Source organism: Streptomyces sp. NPDC028907 (assembly GCF_055564995.1).
This window is the reverse complement of the sequence record NZ_JBVHVE010000004.1, coordinates 630,416-647,905: the sequence shown is the minus strand read 5'-3', so window position 1 is coordinate 647,905 and position 17,490 is coordinate 630,416. Positions and strand designations below refer to the sequence as shown.

The window sequence follows — 17,490 nt, the reverse complement described above, 5'->3', positions numbered from 1 at the left end:
TCGGCTTCCGGCGGCGGTCCGTCTCCCGCTTCCGGGAGGGGCGGGTCGTCGGCCACGACGGGCGGCGCGTCGTCAGCTTCCGGGGGTGGCGTGTTCGGTGCTTCCGGGAACGGGACGGCCCCGGGTTCCGGGAGCGGCGGGTTCCGAGCTTCCGGGAACGGGTCGTTGTCGGCTTCCGGGAACGGTGCCTTTCGGGCTTCCGGCGGCGGTGCGCACTCGACCTCCAGGAGCGGCGCGTCCGCGGCTGCCGGGCGCCACGCGTCGCAGGCCTCCCGGGCCGACGCGTCCTCGGCCTCCCCGGCCGCCAGGGCCGACGCGTCCCCGGCTTCCCGGAACGACCCGTTCCAGGCGCCCGGTGAGACACGGGCCGCACCCGCCGTCCGTGACCCGTGGGCCGAGGGCGACGAGTCCTCCGAGGCAGAGGCCGAGGCGGGAACGGGGGCCGGCGCGCCCGGTGCCACCCACGACCCGCACGAGGTCACCATCCAGCTCGACGGCGTCGGACTACAGCTGGACAACATGCTGCGCGCGGCCAAGGACGCGCCGGGCGGGGGCGGCGAGGGGTCCGACGGGCCGGTGTTCGTCGACGAGTCCGGGCGTCGTAGTCGTCGTTTCCGCCGGATCGGCATGGCCGTGGCCCTCGCCTGCGCGGTGTACGCCGTCGTGATCGTCGCCACGGTGCTGTCCGGCAACTCCGACGCGCCGTGGCTGCCCGTGGAGGGACCCAAGGAGCAGCCGGCCGGTCAGGTCGACACCCCGCCGCTGCCCGCCGAGTCGGCACCGGTGCCCTCCGGCACCGGCAGCGTCTCCCCGGGCGTCTCCCCGACGGCCGGCGCCGACACGACCCCGTCCCCGGGCGTCGGCGCCTCCGAGCCCGGCGCGTCGGCCGGCGTGGACAGCCCGGCCGCGTCCGCCGACCCGAAGCCGAGCGCCACGCAGCCCACCGTGAAACCGGACACGGACCCCACCCGGGACACCGATCCGACCGTCGAGCCCTCCGATCCCGGCCCCGACCCCGAACCGACCCCGACGGACGGCGGCGGCCCCACCGAGGAGCCGACCGACACCCCGACCACCGACGAACCCGGCACCGGCACGGTCGCCGACGGTCCGAGCGACCCGTCGCCCATCGCCCAGGAACCGGGCGACACCGCTTCCGCCCCCGCCGCCCCGTCCCCGGAGTACACCCTCTGATGGCATCCCGCACCCGCCGTCACGGCCCCGCGAAGGGAGCCCCCGACGGCTCCCGGCGCCGCCGCGTACCCATGCGCCTGCTGCTGCCCTGCCTCGTCCTCGTCGCGCTGATGGCGATGCTGATGCTGCGGGGCTACGTCCACAGCGAGATCCTGGCCGACTACCGAGTGGCGCCCGCCGCCGCCAACGACAAGGTCCCGCAGGACATCCTCAAGGGCGGCCCCGTCATCGACACCCGCGGCGGAAAGGCCACCACGCTGCGGGTGCCGGACGACAGCGTCGTCCTCACCTTCGACGACGGCCCGGACCCCGAGTGGACGCCGAAGGTACTGGACGCCCTGAAGCGCAACGACGCGCACGCCGTCTTCTTCATCACCGGCACGATGGCCTCCCGCTACCCGGACCTCGTCCAGCGCATGGTGGACGAGGGCCACGAGATCGGTCTGCACACCTTCAACCACCCCGACCTCTCCTACCAGTCCAAGAAGCGCGTCGACTGGGAGCTGTCCCAGAACCAGCTCGCGCTCGCCGGCGCCGTCGGCATCCGCAGCTCCCTGTTCCGGCCGCCGTACTCGTCCAAGTCCGAGAGCATGGACAACAACTCCTGGCCGGTCACCGAGTACATCGGCAGCCGCGGGTACATCACGATCGTCAACGACACCGACAGCGAGGACTGGCGCAAGCCGGGCGTCGAGGCCATCGTCCGCAACGCCACGCCCAAGCCCGGCAAGGGCGCGATCGTCCTGATGCACGACTCCGGCGGCGACCGGCACCAGACGGTCCGGTCCCTGGACCGGCTCATCCCCCGACTCCAGGAGAAGGGCTACGAGTTCCAGAACCTCACCGAGGCCCTGGACGCCCCCAGCGCGCACACCCGGGTCACCGGCCTCGACCTGTGGAAGGGCAAGGCCTGGGTCTTCCTGGTCGACGCCTCCGACAACATCACCGCGATCCTGGTCGTCGGTCTCGCCGTCATCGGCTCCCTCGTCATCGCCCGCTTCGGCCTGATGCTGCTGCTCTCCGGCATCCACGCCCGCCGCACCCGCCGCCGCGACTTCCGCTGGGGCCCGAACGCGCCGGTCACCGAACCGGTGTCGGTGCTGGTCCCGGCGTACAACGAGGCCAAGTGCATCGAGAACACCGTGCGTTCCCTGATGCGCAGCGAACACCCCGTCGAGATCATCGTCATCGACGACGGCTCCAGCGACGGCACGGCCCGGATCGTCGAGGGTCTCGGCCTGCCGAACGTCCGCGTCATCCGCCAGCTCAACGCGGGCAAGCCGGCGGCCCTGAACCGCGGCCTGGCCAACGCCCGGCACGACCTGATCGTGATGATGGACGGCGACACGGTCTTCGAGCCGTCCACGGTCCGCGAACTCGTCCAGCCGTTCGCCGACCCGCGCGTCGGCGCGGTCGCCGGCAACGCCAAGGTCGGCAACAAGGACACCCTCATCGGCGCCTGGCAGCACATCGAGTACGTGATGGGCTTCAACCTGGACCGCCGTATGTACGACGTGCTGCAGTGCATGCCGACCATCCCCGGCGCCGTCGGAGCCTTCCGGCGTTCGGCGCTGGAACGGGTCGGCGGTATGAGCGACGACACCCTCGCCGAGGACACCGACATCACGATGGCGATCCACCGCGACGGCTGGCGCGTGGTGTACGCCGAGAAGGCCCGGGCCTGGACCGAGGCCCCCGAGTCGGTCCAGCAGCTGTGGTCCCAGCGCTACCGCTGGTCGTACGGCACCATGCAGGCGATCTGGAAGCACCGCAGGGCGCTCGTGGAACGGGGCCCGTCGGGCCGCTTCGGCCGCGTCGGCCTGCCCCTCGTCTCCCTCTTCATGGTCCTGGCCCCGCTGCTGGCCCCGCTGATCGACGTCTTCCTCGTCTACGGCCTGGTCTTCGGCCCCACCGAGAAGACGATCCTGGCCTGGTTCGGCGTCCTCGCCATCCAGCTGGTCTGCGCGGCCTACGCCTTCGTCCTGGACCGCGAGCCCCTCACCCCGCTGATCTCCCTCCCGCTCCAGCAGATCCTCTACCGCCAGCTCATGTACGTCGTCCTGCTCCAGTCCTGGATCACCGCCCTCACCGGCGGCCGGCTGCGCTGGCAGAAGCTGCGGCGCAAGGGCGGAGTGTCCGCCCCGCCGACCGTCCCGGCCCAGCGTCGGCCGATCGCGGACGAGAGGCCGGTCCGATGAACCCACCCACCCCCACGACCGCTCCGTCGTCCGACACGGCGACCACCCCGCCGCGGCCGGAGACGCCCGAGCAGGCCGCCGGCGAAGCCCCGGCACGCGACCGCTACTTCGACCTCCTGCGCGCCCTCGCCCTCTTCCGCGTGGTCCTCTACCACCTGACGGGCTGGGCCTGGCTCCCCCTGGTCTTCCCCTCCATGGGCGTGATGTTCGCCCTCGCAGGCAACCTCATGGCCCGCTCCCTGAAGCGCCCGGCCGTCCAGGTCATCAAGAGCCGCATACGCCGCCTGCTGCCCCCGCTGTGGCTGCTGGGCGTGGTCGGCGTCAGCGGCATGGTGATCCAGGGCTGGGGCCCGGACGCCGACGGCCACCCCGGCTGGTGGTGGATCCACCTCGCCTACTGGGTCGTCCCGCTCAGCGACCCGCCGTACGGCGAGGGCCTCCCCGGCCTCCACGGCTTCGTCGGCGAGAACTGGGCCGCCGACCTCGCCGGACCGCTCTGGTACATCCGCGCCTACCTCTGGTACGTCCTGCTCTCCCCGTTCCTGCTCAAGGCCCTGCGCGCGATGCCGCTGGCCACCGTCCTCGCGCCGCTCGCCCTGTCGGCGGCCTTCGAACTCGGCTACCTCAGCCTCCCCGGCGAGCGGATCCCGTCCGCCCTCACGGACTTCAGCACCTTCGGCGCCTGCTGGATCCTCGGCATGGCACACCAGGAGGGCGTACTGCGCGGGCTGCCCCGCTACGTCGTGCCGTCGATCGCCCCGATCTTCGCCGCGGTCGGGCTCTGGTACGCCCTCAACCACGACTTCGGCGAAGGCAACGACCTGGACCGCATGCCCCTGGCCCAGGCCCTCTGGTCCTTCGGCACGGTCCTGCTCCTCCTCCACCTCAGCCCCTCCTGGTCCGAGTGGCCACGCCGCCTGCGCCGCTGGGACCGACTGATCACCCTGCTCAACTCCCGCGCGGTGACGATCTACCTCTGGCACAACACCTGCATCCTCGTCGCCGCGACGATGTGGGACCGGCTGTGGGGCGTCGACATGATGTGGATGCACTTCTCGTGGCTCCTGGAAAGCCCCTGGCCGGTCCTGGCCCTCACCTGGGTGCTCATCGGAAGCTGCATCGTGTGGTTCGGCTGGGCGGAGGACCTGGCGGCGAAGAGGAGGCCGCAGTTGTGGCCGGACGGTTCCACGAAGCGGACGGGCGGCCGCAGGGCCAAGGGCGCCGGGCGACCCTGAACACCCACCGGCCGACGTACCCGACTGTCAGACCCTCGTGGAACACTGACCGCGTTGCGGAAGTGAACGGGGCGGCCCTGGTGGCCGGTGGGGAGCAGGACTGATGAGCAAGCGGCAGGTGCAGAAGATGCTGCGGCTGATGGCGAGCGGGGAGCCGGTCGAGCTCACCAGTGCCCTGGCCTCGGTGAAGAAGCTCGCCAGGCTCGCCTTCATCGCCCAGCAGTTCGGGTACGAGTACGTGGACGTACGGCAGAGCGCCGGGCGGAACAACGCGCTCGTCATGCTGATCGCCCCCGACCCCAGCCCGCAGGCCCGCGCCCGCGCCGGGCAGAACTGGGCGCAGTATCCGAACGCCGCCGACGGGGTGTCCGTACCGCCCCTGATCCCCGACGCCTTCGAACTGCTCAAGGCCCGGATCAACTTCGACCTCACCGGCAAGAACGCCGAGAAGCGGATGGGCTACGCGGCGATCGGTCTCACCATCGGCGCCGTGATCCTCGGGCTGCGGCTCGGCGCGGACGGTGCCGCCTGGGTCGCCGCGTTCCTCACCTGGGCGTTCTTCATGGCGATCGTCGGCATCGGCTTCGCCGTCACCCGTAAGCGCAACGCCAAGTTCGCGGCCCGCCTCCAGGCCGCGGGGTTCACGCCGATCACCGACCAGGGCGGGCGGGTGCGCTATCTGCCGCCCGGCGCGCAGGTGCCGGGGCAGCACAACCCCTTCGCCTCAGGGCCCTACGGCCACCAGCCCCCGGCCGCCCCCGCCGGTCACGGCCAGCAGCCGCCCGCTCCGTACGCCGCCCCGGCCCCCGGCCCCTACAGCGCTCCCCGGACGCCCGGCCCGTACGGCGGCGTCCCGCAGCAGCAGCCGTACGGCCAGCCGCCCCAGCCGCAGCCTCCGTACGGCCAGTCGCCCCAGCCGCAGCCTCCGTACGGCCAGCAGCCACCGCCGCAGCCGTACGGCCAGCCCCAACCCCAGCCCTACCCGCAGCAGAACCCCCACTGGCCGCCCCCGCAGCACTGACGCGCGCCCCTTCGGAAGGCCCCTCCACACGCCCCTGTACAGGGCTCGGCCGGCAAACCTCTCATCCACCCACCTCGCCGGGTGAGAGCAAAGTTCCTTTCCGGTCACTCGTTGGCACAGTGCGGAAACGAGCCCTCCCTACCTTCGGGATCAGTCACCCGTAACGCGACCGAGCCCGAAGACCGTGGAGGCGTCATGACAGCCAGTAGCACAGCCCCCGCCGCAAGCAGGGGAGGCCGCTGGATCGAGCACTGGGATCCCGAGGACGAGACCTTCTGGAACGAGACCGGGGAGAAGGTCGCCAAGCGCAACCTGTTCTTCTCCGTCCTCTCCGAGCACATCGGTTTCTCGATCTGGACCCTGTGGTCGGTGATGGTGCTGTTCATGGGCCCGGAGTACGGGCTCACCCCCGCGGACAAGTTCACCATCGTCTCCATGGCCACGCTGGTCGGCGCCCTCGTCCGGGTGCCGTACACCTTCGCCATCGCCATCTTCGGTGGCCGGATGTGGACGGTGATCTCGGCGAGCCTGCTGCTCCTGCCGACGGTGGCCGCGTTCGCCGTGATGAAGCCGGGGACCTCGTTCACCACGTTCCTGTTCTGCGCGATGCTGGCCGGCATCGGCGGCGGGAACTTCGCCTCCAGCATGACCAACATCAACGCCTTCTTCCCCCTGCGCAAGAAGGGGTGGGCGCTCGGTCTGAACGCCGGCGGCGGCAACATCGGCGTGCCCGTGGTGCAGCTCATCGGTCTCGCGGTGATCGGTGCCAGCGGTGGCCCGCGCCTGCTGCTGGGGATCTACATCCCGTTCATCGTGATCGCCGCCGTCCTCGCGTGGCTGAAGATGGACAGCATCTCGTCCGTGAAGAACGACACCGGCGCCGCCATGGACGCCGTGAAGGACGCCCACACCTGGATCATGTCCTTCCTCTACGTCGGGACCTTCGGTTCGTTCATCGGCTACAGCTTCGCCTTCGGGCTGGTCCTGCAGACGCAGTTCGGCCGTACGCCGCTCCAGGCCGCCTACGTCACCTTCATCGGCCCGCTGCTCGGCTCCCTGATCCGCCCCGTCGGCGGCTCGCTCGCCGACCGGTTCGGCGGTGCGAGGATCACGCTGTGGAACTACGTCGCCATGGCCGCCGCGACCGCCGTCATCATCGTGGCCTCGATGCAGAAGTCGCTGCCACTGTTCACCTGTGCCTTCATCGCCCTGTTCGTCCTCAGCGGGCTCGGCAACGGCTCGACGTTCAAGATGATCCCCGGCATCTTCCACAACAAGGCCCTCGCCAAGGGGCTCACCGGTGAGGAGGCCGCCGCCCACGGCCGCCGCCTGTCCGGTGCCTCCATGGGGCTCATCGGCGCGGTGGGCGCGCTCGGCGGGCTCGGCATCAACCTCGCCTTCCGCCAGTCCTTCCTCACCGTGGGCTCCGGCACCGGCGCCTTCGTCGCCTTCCTCGCCTTCTACGGCGTCTGCTTCCTGGTCACCTGGGCCGTATACCTTCGCCGCCCGGTGGCCTCCGAGACCGACGCCACAGTGGCGACGGAGGCAAAACCGCAGCTCAGCTATGCAGAGGTGTGACGTAACACTGCCGACATCAAGCCGAACCGAGCCTGTCACGCACCGTTGACAGGCTCGCTCGGCATGCAGGTGTAACCACCAAGGGTGCGATCAAAGCCGCTTCCGGTCACCCTCGATGCGACCACCTGGCGCAAGCACCACGACTCGAGTGCGGGACGAGAGTTATGTACGACGAAAAGCAGCAACCCGAACACGGGCCCCTCGAAGGGTTCACCGTGGGCGTCACCGCCGCGCGCCGAGCCGACGAGCTCGGGGCGCTGCTCCAGCGGCGCGGCGCCGTCGTGCTGCACGCCCCTGCCCTGCGCATCGTGCCGCTCGCCGACGACAGCGAACTGCTCGCCGCCACCAAGGAGATCATCCAGCGGATGCCGGACGTCGTGGTCGCCACGACCGCGATCGGCTTCCGTGGCTGGATCGAGGCCGCCGACGGGTGGGGGCTGGGCGAGGACCTGCTGGCCCGGCTGCGCGGCGTCGAGCTGCTCGCCCGCGGGCCCAAGGTCAAGGGCGCGGTACGGGCCGCCGGGCTGACCGAGGACTGGTCGCCGTCCAGCGAGTCCATGGCCGAGGTGCTGGACCGGCTGCTGGAGGAGGGGGTCGACGGGCGCCGGGTCGCCATCCAGTTGCACGGGGATCCGCTGCCCGGGTTCGTGGAGTCGTTGAAGGCCGGGGGAGCGGAGGTGCTCGGGGTGCCGGTGTACCGGTGGCTGCCGCCGGAGGACATCGGTCCGGTCGACCGGCTGCTGGACGCCACGGTCTCCCGCGGTCTGGACGCCGTCACCTTCACCAGCGCCCCCGCCGCCGCGTCCCTGCTCTCGCGGGCCGAGGAACGCGGCCTGCTTCCCGAGCTGCTCGCCGCCTTTAACCACGACGTCCTGCCGGCCTGCGTCGGGCCGGTCACCGCGCTGCCCCTCCAGGCCCTCGGCGTCGACACCGTCCAGCCCGAACGCTTCCGGCTCGGGCCGCTGGTCCAGCTGCTGTGCCAGGAGCTGCCCGGTCGGGCGCGCGCGCTGCCGATCGCCGGGCACCGGGTGGAGATCCGCGGTCACGCCGTGCTGGTCGACGGGGTGTTGCGGCCGGTGCCGCCGGCGGGGATGTCGCTGCTGCGGGCGTTGGCGCGGCGGCCGGGGTGGGTGGTGCCGCGGGCGGATCTGCTGCGGGCGTTGCCGGGGGCGGGGCGGGACGAGCATGCCGTGGAGACGGCGATGGCCCGGCTGCGTACGGCGCTGGGGGTGCCGAAGTTGATCCAGACGGTGGTGAAGCGGGGGTACCGGCTGGCGCTGGACCCCGCTGCGGACTCCAAGTACGCGGACGTGTGACCCGCCCTTTCTCGCCCCCGCCGCCCTTACCCGTCCCATCCTCTGAAGGGGCGCCGCCCCTCGAACTCCGTACGGGCTGGGGTACGAGGGGTTCCGGCTCCGGTAGCGGGCAGGCACTGTTAGAGGGAACGGTTCCCCCGGCGGGTGACCTCTAGGCGGTGACAGGCACATGGCACTGGGTACGGCCACGGGCGCGTACGAGTTGCGGTTCGGTGCGGGACGGCTCTGTCTGGATCTTCTGGCGACCACGCATCCCGACGAACATCTGGACTCCGTCGAGGTGTTGTGCGCCTGGATAGTGGGGGCCGGACTGGTTCCGGCGGGAACCCCGCTCGGCCACGCCGACGCCTCCTGGCTCGTCGACTTCCGCGAACTGCGCGGACGTGTCGGACAGTTGGTGCGGGGCGGTCTCCGTGCCGAGCCCTGGCCGTCGTACGACATCGCGCTCGGCCGGGTGAACGACATCGCGCTCGCCGCGCCGCCGGCCCCCCGCGCCGTACGGGGCGGGGACGGCACCCTCGTCCGCGAGCTGGATCACCCGCCCGAGTGCGCCGCCCTGCTCGGTGCCGTCGCCCGGGACGTCGTCGAACTGCTCACCGACCCCGTCGCGCGGGCCGGGCTGCGGGAGTGCGAGGGCGACAACTGCCCGATCGTTTATGTCGATACGTCCCGGGGGCGCAGGCGGCGCTGGTGCTCCAGTGAGGTCTGTGGGAACCGGGAAAGAGTGGCCCGGCACCGTCGTCGGGCGGCTCTCGCGCGCGCCTGACAGTCCGTTATGCGGCTTCTGTGGAACGGCTGTCGAAGTGATTTCGATTACATGCCGTTTACCTACGCACCCGTAGGGAAGTCCTCGATCGATCTTGTCGATGTGACGGAAATGTAAAGATCGCACGGTGGGAATGTGCTGTCATGTCCCGCTCGTCACGTCACTCCGAAGAAAAGTGTCGCCTCGGTTTGAACACTCAACGGGCCGCTTCCGTACGGGTGGTCGAGCGACCGACTGGGGGAACCCCCGGACATCGGAGGTGGGCGTGCGCAAGGATTCCGTCGTGGCCAATGAACGTGGATCGAGGGCCCGACATCGCATGTCCCAGCCCTCGGAACCTGATGAGGAGCTGATGCGTGCGCTGTACAGAGAGCACGCCGGACCCCTCCTCGCGTATGTCCTTCGACTGGTCGCCGGTGACCGGCAACGAGCAGAGGACGTCGTGCAGGAGACGCTCATCCGTGCCTGGAAGAACGCCGGACAGCTCAATCGAGCGACCGGATCGGTACGCCCCTGGCTGGTGACGGTCGCCCGGCGCATCGTCATCGACGGCCACCGCAGCCGGCAGGCCCGGCCGCAGGAGGTCGATCCGTCGCCGCTGGAGGTCATCCCCGCGGAGGACGAGATCGACAAGGCGCTGTGGCTGATGACGCTGTCGGACGCACTCGACGACCTGACCCCCGCCCACCGGGAGGTCCTGGTCGAGACGTACTTCAAGGGGCGTACGGTCAACGAGGCGGCCGAGACGCTGGGCATACCCAGCGGCACCGTTCGCTCCAGGGTCTTCTATGCCCTGCGCTCGATGAAGCTGGCTCTGGAGGAGCGGGGGGTGACGGCGTGATGAGTGTTTACGGGGGAAACCAGGGATTCGGGATGGGCGGTTCGGGTATGTCTGGACCCATGCAGGGACATTCGGCCCCGAGCGAGCACGAGACCGTCGGCGCCTACGCCCTCGGGATCCTCGACGACGCCGAGGCAACCGCTTTCGAGGTTCACCTCGCGACCTGCGAATGGTGCGCCCAGCAGCTGGACGAGCTCGCCGGAATGGAGCCGATGCTGGCCGCGCTCGCGGACCTGCCCGGCGCCGGCACTCCCGCGATCGGTGACTCCCTGTCCGCCAAGCCCAGCCCGCGCCTGGTCAACAAGCTGGTCGACGAGGTCGCCGAGCGCCGCGCCCAGAAGCGCCGGCGCAGCTTCTACATGGTGGCCGCGGCGGCCGCGCTCATCGTCGGCGGCCCGTTCGTGGCGGTGGCGACCAACGGCGGCGGCGACGGCGGCGGTGGTGGTGGCACCGGGGGGAGCAACACCGTGGCGGCGGCCAACCCCGCCAAGGAGCTGTTCGACAGCATCGGGACCAAGGCCTCGGGCAACGACTCGACGACCGGCGTCAGCGCGACCGTCGCCATGTCAAAGAAGCTCTGGGGCACCGAGACGGCCCTGGAGCTCAAGGGCGTCAAGGGACCGCTCAAGTGCTCCCTGATCTTCGTCAGCAAGAACGGCGAACGCGAGACGGCCGCCTCCTGGTCCGTCCCGAAGTGGGGCTACGGCATCCCGGACGCCAAGACCGAGCAGGCCAGGAACCCGCTCTACGTCAGCGGCGGCGTGTCCATGTCCCCCGACGACGTGGACCACGTGGAGGTCATGGACTTCGACGGGAACAAGCTCGCAGAGGTCGACGTATAGCGCGCCGTAGCTTTTCCGGGTCCCCTTCGCGTACGGTTGACGGCTGCCCAGCACGTCAGAAGGGGGCCCGGTGGCCGCTCAGGCGCAACAGGAAACCGCGCTCGAAGACTCCCTGCGAGACCGAGAGATCGGCGTCGAACAGGAACACCTCGACCGGGTGTACCGGCGGCTAGAGGAGAAGATCCACGAGGCCGAGTTCCTCATGAACGACGCGGCCAAGCGCGGCCAGGTCGGCACGCCCGGCGCACTCGCCGAGCGCGACGCACAGGTCTTCCGGGCGGGTGTCCACCTCAACCGGCTCAACAACGAGTTCGAGGACTTCCTCTTCGGCCGGATCGACCTGCTCCTCGGCAAGGACGGCAAGAAGGGGCCCGACGGCGCGTACACGGCCGTCGAGCCCGCCGAGGGCGCGATCCGCGAGGACAACACCGCCGACATCGCCGAGACCCTGCACATCGGCCGTATCGGCGTGCTCGACCAGGACTACGCCCCGCTGGTCATCGACTGGCGGGCCCCGGCCGCGGCGCCCTTCTACCGCTCCACCCCGGTCGACCCGGGGCGGGTCGTACGACGCCGGGTCATCCGCTCCAAGGGACGGCGCGTGCTCGGCGTCGAGGACGACCTCATGCGCCCCGAGCTCAAGGCCTTCCTCGGCGACCACGAGCTGGCCGTCATCGGCGACGGCGCCCTCATGGCCGCCCTCGGCCAGGCCCGCAGCCACACCATGCGGGACATCGTGGCCTCCATCCAGGCCGAGCAGGACCTGGTCATCCGGGCACCCGCCGCCTCCGTGACCTACGTCGAGGGCGGCCCCGGCACCGGCAAGACCGCCGTCGCCCTGCACCGCGCCGCCTACCTGCTCTACCAGGACCGCCGCCGGTACTCGGGCGGCATCCTGATCGTCTCCCCGACCCCGCTGCTCGTCGCGTACACCGAGGGCGTGCTCCCGTCGCTGGGCGAGGAGGGCCAGGTCGCCATCCGGGCGATCGGCTCGCTGGTCGACGGCGCCGAGGCCACGTTGTACGACGCGCCGTCCACGGCCCGCGCCAAGGGCTCGTACCGCATGCTCAAGGTGCTGCGGAAGGCCGCGCGCGGCGCGCTGGAGCTCGGGCCGGGCGGCCGGAGCGCGCAGGGCCGACCCGCCGCCGGTGACGCGTCGGCGCACCGGACCGGCCAGCTCGCCTTCGGCGACGACCCCGGCGACGACGACACCGGCACGCCCGCGCGGACCCCCGCCGCACCGCCCACCCGACTGCGCGTCGTCGCCTTCGGTCGCCGCCTCGAACTGGAGGCCGCCGAGCTGGAACGTATCCGCCGCACCGCCCTCGGCGGCACGGCACCCGTGAACCTGCTGCGCCCGCGCGCCCGCAAGCTGCTGCTCGACGCCCTGTGGACCCAGTCGGGCGCCGCCACCCGGCACAGCGATCCGGAGCTCGCCGCCGAGCTGCGCTCCTCCTTCGACGAGGACGTCAGCACCGAGGACAGCTTCATCGGCTTCCTGGACGCCTGGTGGCCGGAGCTGACCCCGAGGGCCGTCCTGGCCGCTATGGCCGACGAGCGCCGCCTCGGACGCTGGGCCCGCCGTGTCCTCAACCCCGGCGAGGTCCGCAAGGTGGCCCGATCGCTCAGGCGGGACGGGTACTCCGTGCACGACATCGCCATGCTCGACGAGCTCCAGGCGATCCTCGGCACCCCGGCCCGCCCCAGGAAGAAGCGCGATCTCGACCCGCTGGACCAGCTCACCGGCCTGGAGGAGCTGATGCCGGTCCGCGAGGAGTCGCAGCGCGAGCGCGCCGAGCGGCTGGCCGCAGAGCGCATCGAGTACGCCCACGTCATCGTCGACGAGGCCCAGGACGTCACGCCGATGCAGTGGCGGATGCTGGGCCGCAGGGGCCGCCACGCCACCTGGACGGTCGTCGGCGACCCGGCCCAGTCGTCCTGGTCCGACGTCGACGAGGCGGCCGAGGCCAGGGACGAGGCGCTGGGCACTCGCCCGCGCCGCCGCTTCCAGCTCACCGTGAACTACCGCAACCCGGCCGAGATCGCCCAGCTGGCCGCGAAGGTCCTGGCGCTGGCCATGCCCGGCTCGACCTCGCCGTCGGCCGTCCGCTCCACCGGCGTCGAGCCCCGCTTCACCGTCGTACGAGAATCCCTCGCGCAGACGGTCCGCGAGGAGGCCGCGCGTCTGCTGGACCGAGTCGACGGCACCGTCGGCGTCGTCGTCGCCATGCAGCGGCGCGAGGAGGCGGCCAAGTGGCTCGCCGGGCTCGGCGACCGGGTGGTGGCGCTCGGCAGCCTGGAGGCGAAGGGACTGGAGTACGACGCGACGGTCGTCGTCTCCCCGGCGGAGATCGCGGACGAGTCGCCGGCCGGACTGCGCGTGCTCTACGTCGCGCTGACCCGGGCCACCCAGCAGCTGACGGTGGTGTCGGGGGAGCGGGACGAACCGGACGCCTCCGGGGTGCCCGACCTGCTCAGGGACTGACCGGCGGCCCACTCGCCGGACCGGTTCGGATGAACACCCGGTGCGGGAATGGCCTTATGGGATCCGTTTGTTAGCCTGGGTGTGGCACCGGCTCGATCCAAGCCCCCGGGCCCAACCTTCGTCGCTACGAGCGACCACTTGCCGCGAGGCGAGCATGGCGGGCCGGTGTCATGAACGTAGAGAAGGGACCCACGTCACCAAGTGACGTGGGTCCCTTTTCATGAGAAGACGTGGCGAACAATACGTTCGCAATTCAAGCCCGGCTAACTCCTACTCGGCGGTAGGTGCGACGATCGGACGGCATACCCAGCGTCACAGGTGAAAGCAGAGGAAGTCGGCCATGGCAACGGCGCCCAGCGTCTCCTACTCGATGACGGTCCGGCTGGAGGTGCCCGCGAGCGGAACCGCGGTCTCCCAGCTCACCGGAGCCGTCGAGTCCCACGGAGGCTCGGTCACCGGCCTCGACGTCACCGCCTCCGGGCACGAGAAGCTCCGCATCGACGTCACCATCGCGGCCACGTCCACCGCGCACGCCGACGAGATCGTCGAACAGCTGCGCACCATCGAGGGCGTCACGCTCGGCAAGGTCTCCGACCGTACGTTCCTGATGCACCTCGGCGGCAAGATCGAGATGGCGTCCAAGCACCCCATCCGCAACCGTGACGACCTCTCGATGATCTACACGCCCGGCGTGGCCCGGGTCTGCATGGCGATCGCGGAGAACCCCGAGGACGCGCGCCGTCTGACCATCAAGCGCAACTCCGTTGCGGTTGTGACGGACGGTTCGGCGGTGCTGGGCCTCGGCAACATCGGCCCGAAGGCCGCGCTGCCCGTCATGGAGGGCAAGGCGGCCCTCTTCAAGCGGTTCGCCGGCATCGACGCCTGGCCGATCTGCCTGGACACCCAGGACACCGACGCGATCGTCGAGATCGTCAAGGCCATCGCGCCCGGGTTCGCCGGCATCAACCTGGAGGACATCTCCGCGCCCCGCTGCTTCGAGATCGAGGCCCGGCTGCGCGAGGCCCTCGACATCCCCGTCTTCCACGACGACCAGCACGGCACGGCGATCGTCGTCCTGGCCGCCCTCACCAACGCACTTCGCGTGGCGGGCAAGGCGATTGAGAACATCCGCGTCGTCATGTCCGGCGCAGGCGCGGCCGGCACGGCCATCCTCAAGCTGCTGCTCGCGGCGGGTGTGAAGAACGCCGTCGTCGCCGACATCCACGGCGTCGTGCACGCCGGCCGCGAGGACCTGCGGGAGGCACCCGCGGACTCGCCGCTGCGCTGGATCGCCGACAACACCAACCCCGAGGGCCTGACCGGCACGCTGAAGGAGGCCGTGCGCGACGCGGACGTCTTCATCGGCGTCTCCGCCCCGAACGTCCTCGACGGCGACGACGTGGCCGCCATGGCCGAGAACGCGATCGTGTTCGCGCTCGCGAACCCGGACCCCGAGGTCGACCCGGCAATCGCCCGTCAGACGGCCGCAGTTGTGGCCACCGGCCGCTCCGACTTCCCGAACCAGATCAACAACGTGCTGGTCTTCCCGGGTGTCTTCCGCGGTCTGCTGGACGCGCAGTCCCGCACGGTCAACACCGACATGATGCTCGCGGCCGCGAAGGCGCTGGCGGACGTGGTGACCGAGGACGAGCTGAACCCGAACTACATCATCCCGAGCGTCTTCAACGACAAGGTCGCGGGCGCGGTCGCCGGCGCGGTGCGCGAGGCCGCGAAGGCCGCCACGACCGCGGGTGCGGGCGAGTAGTCATCCGGAATCAGTGCCTCACGGCCCGCGAAGTGTGAGCGGGCTGTGAGGATCGCCACGGCAAGCCCTTGTACCGGCGCGTCGTGGAACCTGGGGCCTTGGGACGCCGTTTATCGTGACGGCCAAGCTCAGGCCCTCTCTTCGTGTGACTCCCAAGGGTTGTCTCACGACTCCTCCGGGCGCCGGATTGGCTTTCCCGCCGCAGGTAGGGGCAGGATGCGTCTCTGGGCGCGAGGGTCTGACGACGGACCCGGGTCCCGGGTCTCACCGAGGACCCTGGCAGCATCGACATCGCTGTGCCCGACATGCGGCCTCGCCGCGTGGCACGCCTCAAGGCAAATGAACACGGGAGTAACAACATGAACCGCAGTGAGCTGGTGGCCGCGCTGGCCGACCGCGCCGAGGTGACCCGCAAGGACGCCGACGCCGTGCTGGCCGCGTTCGCCGAGACCGTCGGCGAGGTTGTCGCCAAGGGCGACGAGAAGGTCACCATCCCTGGCTTCCTGACCTTCGAGCGCACCCACCGTGCCGCTCGCACCGCCCGCAACCCGCAGACCGGCGACCCGATCCAGATCCCGGCCGGCTACAGCGTGAAGGTCTCCGCGGGCTCGAAGCTGAAGGAAGCCGCGAAGGGCAAGTAAGCGCTCCGCTTTGAGCGCCGGGGACTGGGCGCCGTTGGTGGCTGAGCGCCGCTTGTGTCTGCCGGTCCACTGTGGCTGGTCGCGCAGTTCCCCGCGCCCCTTTGGGGCGCTGCACTGAACGCCGCTGGGGCGGCCACCCGAACTCGGGTGGCCGCCCCAGCGGCATTTCGGCAGTGTCAGCCGAGTGCTTTGCCCGGCAGCTCGACCTTCGCCCCGAGCTCCACAAGCTTCTCCATGAAGTTCTCGTAGCCGCGGTTGATGAGGTCGATGCCGTGGACCCGGGACGTGCCCTGGGCGGCGAGGGCCGCGATGAGGTAGGAGAAGCCGCCGCGGAGGTCGGGGATGACCAGGTCGGCGCCCTGGAGCTTGGTCGGGCCCGAGACGACGGCGGAGTGCAGGAAGTTGCGCTGGCCGAAGCGGCAGTCGGAGCCGCCGAGGCACTCGCGGTAGAGCTGGATGTGGGCGCCCATCTGGTTCAGGGCGGACGTGAAGCCGAGGCGGGACTCGTAGACCGTCTCGTGGATGATGGACAGGCCCGTGGCCTGCGTCAGGGCCACCACCAGCGGCTGCTGCCAGTCCGTCTGGAAGCCCGGGTGCACGTCCGTTTCGAGGGCGATGGACTTCAACTGGCCACCGGGGTGCCAGAAACGGATGCCCTCGTCGTCGATCTCGAAGGCACCGCCCACCTTCCGGTAGGTGTTGAGGAACGTCATCATCGAGCGCTGCTGGGCGCCACGGACGTAGATGTTGCCCTCGGTCGCCAGCGCCGCGGACGCCCAGGAGGCGGCCTCCAGGCGGTCCGGGAGGGCGCGGTGGGTGTAGCCGCCGAGGCTGTCCACACCGGTGACGCGGATGGTGCGGTCGGTGTCCATCGCGATGATGGCGCCCATCTTCTGCAGGACGCAGATGAGGTCCTCGATCTCCGGCTCCACGGCCGCGTTCGAGAGCTCGGTGACGCCCTCGGCGAGCACGGCAGTCAGCAGGACCTGCTCGGTCGCGCCCACGGACGGGTACGGCAGCCGGATCTTCGTGCCGCGCAGCCGCTGCGGAGCCTCCAGGTACTGTCCGTCGGCGCGCTTCTCGATGGTGGCGCCGAACTGCCGCAGCACCTCGAAGTGGAAGTCGATGGGCCGGCCGCCGATGTCACAGCCGCCGAGGCCCGGGATGAACGCGTGCCCGAGGCGGTGCAGCAGGGGACCGCAGAGCAGGATCGGGATACGGCTCGAACCCGCGTGGGCATCGATGTCAGCGACGTTCGCGCTCTCCACGTGGGAGGGGTCCATCACCAGTTCGCCCGGTTCCTCACCCGGACGGACCGTCACCCCGTGCAGCTGGAGCAGACCGCGGACGACCCGCACGTCACGGATGTCCGGCACGTTGCGCAGTCGACTTGGCGCGCTGCCCAGCAGGGCAGCCACCATGGCCTTCGGTACGAGGTTCTTCGCACCGCGGACACGGATCTCGCCCTCCAGCGGGGTTCCGCCGTGGACAAGCAGGACATCGTCGTTGACGGTCATGTATCTCGCGTTCCGATGAGTTGGGCAGGGGCCAGGAGGGAAAGGGTAATCGCCGCCGACCCCCCTTCAGTAAGCCCAAGGACGGCTCAGG

13 protein-coding genes are annotated in these 17,490 nt (G+C 70.7%); 12 read left to right on the top strand and 1 reads right to left on the bottom strand.

Annotated elements, in window-relative coordinates; all coding sequences use genetic code 11:
- Positions 1-165 precede the first annotated feature (165 nt).
- The 12 genes from ACZ4UU_RS15550 to ACZ4UU_RS15495 all read left to right on the top strand — a co-directional run bounded on the left by ACZ4UU_RS15550 (position 166) and on the right by ACZ4UU_RS15495 (position 15,882).
- Positions 166-1,194: a hypothetical protein gene (locus ACZ4UU_RS15550; RefSeq protein WP_468040073.1), complete on the top strand. Its 1,029-nt coding sequence runs from the start codon at positions 166-168 to the stop codon at positions 1,192-1,194.
- A complete protein-coding gene (locus tag ACZ4UU_RS15545; protein WP_468040071.1) occupies positions 1,194-3,392 on the top strand; it encodes a bifunctional polysaccharide deacetylase/glycosyltransferase family 2 protein in 2,199 nt (732 codons plus the stop codon). The genes ACZ4UU_RS15550 and ACZ4UU_RS15545 overlap by 1 nt, the downstream gene beginning before the upstream one ends.
- Positions 3,389-4,627, top strand: a complete 1,239-nt coding sequence (locus tag ACZ4UU_RS15540; RefSeq protein WP_468040070.1) for an acyltransferase family protein — start codon at positions 3,389-3,391, stop codon at positions 4,625-4,627. The genes ACZ4UU_RS15545 and ACZ4UU_RS15540 overlap by 4 nt, the downstream gene beginning before the upstream one ends.
- A 103-nt stretch (positions 4,628-4,730) precedes the next feature.
- Positions 4,731-5,648, top strand: a complete 918-nt coding sequence (locus ACZ4UU_RS15535) for a hypothetical protein (protein ID WP_468040069.1) — start codon at positions 4,731-4,733, stop codon at positions 5,646-5,648.
- Positions 5,649-5,843: 195 nt separating this feature from the next.
- Positions 5,844-7,226 carry a nitrate/nitrite transporter gene (locus ACZ4UU_RS15530; protein ID WP_468040067.1) on the top strand — a complete coding sequence of 461 codons (1,383 nt, stop codon included), beginning with the start codon at positions 5,844-5,846 and terminating at the stop codon, positions 7,224-7,226.
- Positions 7,227-7,390: 164 nt separating this feature from the next.
- Positions 7,391-8,542 carry a uroporphyrinogen-III synthase gene (locus ACZ4UU_RS15525; RefSeq protein ID WP_468040066.1) on the top strand — a complete coding sequence of 384 codons (1,152 nt, stop codon included), beginning with the start codon at positions 7,391-7,393 and terminating at the stop codon, positions 8,540-8,542.
- A 169-nt stretch (positions 8,543-8,711) separates the two neighbouring features.
- Positions 8,712-9,308, top strand: a complete 597-nt coding sequence (locus ACZ4UU_RS15520; protein ID WP_468040064.1) for a CGNR zinc finger domain-containing protein — start codon at positions 8,712-8,714, stop codon at positions 9,306-9,308.
- Between the two features lie 319 nt (positions 9,309-9,627).
- A complete protein-coding gene (locus tag ACZ4UU_RS15515) occupies positions 9,628-10,149 on the top strand; it encodes a sigma-70 family RNA polymerase sigma factor (RefSeq protein ID WP_010039908.1) in 522 nt (173 codons plus the stop codon).
- Complete coding sequence (locus ACZ4UU_RS15510) at positions 10,149-10,991, top strand: anti-sigma factor family protein (RefSeq protein WP_468040063.1); 843 nt, start codon at positions 10,149-10,151, stop codon at positions 10,989-10,991. The genes ACZ4UU_RS15515 and ACZ4UU_RS15510 overlap by 1 nt, the downstream gene beginning before the upstream one ends.
- Before the next feature lie 70 nt (positions 10,992-11,061).
- Complete coding sequence (locus tag ACZ4UU_RS15505) at positions 11,062-13,476, top strand: HelD family protein (RefSeq protein WP_468040062.1); 2,415 nt, start codon at positions 11,062-11,064, stop codon at positions 13,474-13,476.
- 340 nt (positions 13,477-13,816) lie between these two features.
- Positions 13,817-15,241 (top strand): NAD-dependent malic enzyme, encoded by a 1,425-nt coding sequence (locus ACZ4UU_RS15500; RefSeq protein ID WP_468040060.1) that lies wholly within the window; start codon positions 13,817-13,819, stop codon positions 15,239-15,241.
- 359 nt (positions 15,242-15,600) lie between these two features.
- Positions 15,601-15,882 carry an HU family DNA-binding protein gene (locus tag ACZ4UU_RS15495; RefSeq protein WP_007498188.1) on the top strand — a complete coding sequence of 94 codons (282 nt, stop codon included), beginning with the start codon at positions 15,601-15,603 and terminating at the stop codon, positions 15,880-15,882.
- Positions 15,883-16,058: 176 nt separating this feature from the next.
- Here ACZ4UU_RS15495 and murA read toward each other — a convergent pair whose 3' ends face one another.
- Positions 16,059-17,399: a UDP-N-acetylglucosamine 1-carboxyvinyltransferase gene (gene murA / locus ACZ4UU_RS15490; protein ID WP_217214737.1), complete on the bottom strand. Its 1,341-nt coding sequence runs from the start codon at positions 17,397-17,399 to the stop codon at positions 16,059-16,061.
- Positions 17,400-17,490: the final 91 nt, after the last annotated feature.

Coding starts and splice junctions, on each gene's coding strand:
- ACZ4UU_RS15500 (WP_468040060.1), top strand. CDS start 13,817: ATGGCAACGGCGCCCAGCGTCTCCTACTCGATGACGGTCCGGCTGGAG.
- ACZ4UU_RS15545 (WP_468040071.1), top strand. CDS start 1,194: ATGGCATCCCGCACCCGCCGTCACGGCCCCGCGAAGGGAGCCCCCGAC.
- ACZ4UU_RS15540 (WP_468040070.1), top strand. CDS start 3,389: ATGAACCCACCCACCCCCACGACCGCTCCGTCGTCCGACACGGCGACC.
- ACZ4UU_RS15525 (WP_468040066.1), top strand. CDS start 7,391: ATGTACGACGAAAAGCAGCAACCCGAACACGGGCCCCTCGAAGGGTTC.
- ACZ4UU_RS15530 (WP_468040067.1), top strand. CDS start 5,844: ATGACAGCCAGTAGCACAGCCCCCGCCGCAAGCAGGGGAGGCCGCTGG.
- ACZ4UU_RS15510 (WP_468040063.1), top strand. CDS start 10,149: ATGAGTGTTTACGGGGGAAACCAGGGATTCGGGATGGGCGGTTCGGGT.
- murA (WP_217214737.1), bottom strand. CDS start 17,399: ATGACCGTCAACGACGATGTCCTGCTTGTCCACGGCGGAACCCCGCTG.
- ACZ4UU_RS15495 (WP_007498188.1), top strand. CDS start 15,601: ATGAACCGCAGTGAGCTGGTGGCCGCGCTGGCCGACCGCGCCGAGGTG.
- ACZ4UU_RS15520 (WP_468040064.1), top strand. CDS start 8,712: ATGGCACTGGGTACGGCCACGGGCGCGTACGAGTTGCGGTTCGGTGCG.
- ACZ4UU_RS15515 (WP_010039908.1), top strand. CDS start 9,628: ATGTCCCAGCCCTCGGAACCTGATGAGGAGCTGATGCGTGCGCTGTAC.
- ACZ4UU_RS15535 (WP_468040069.1), top strand. CDS start 4,731: ATGAGCAAGCGGCAGGTGCAGAAGATGCTGCGGCTGATGGCGAGCGGG.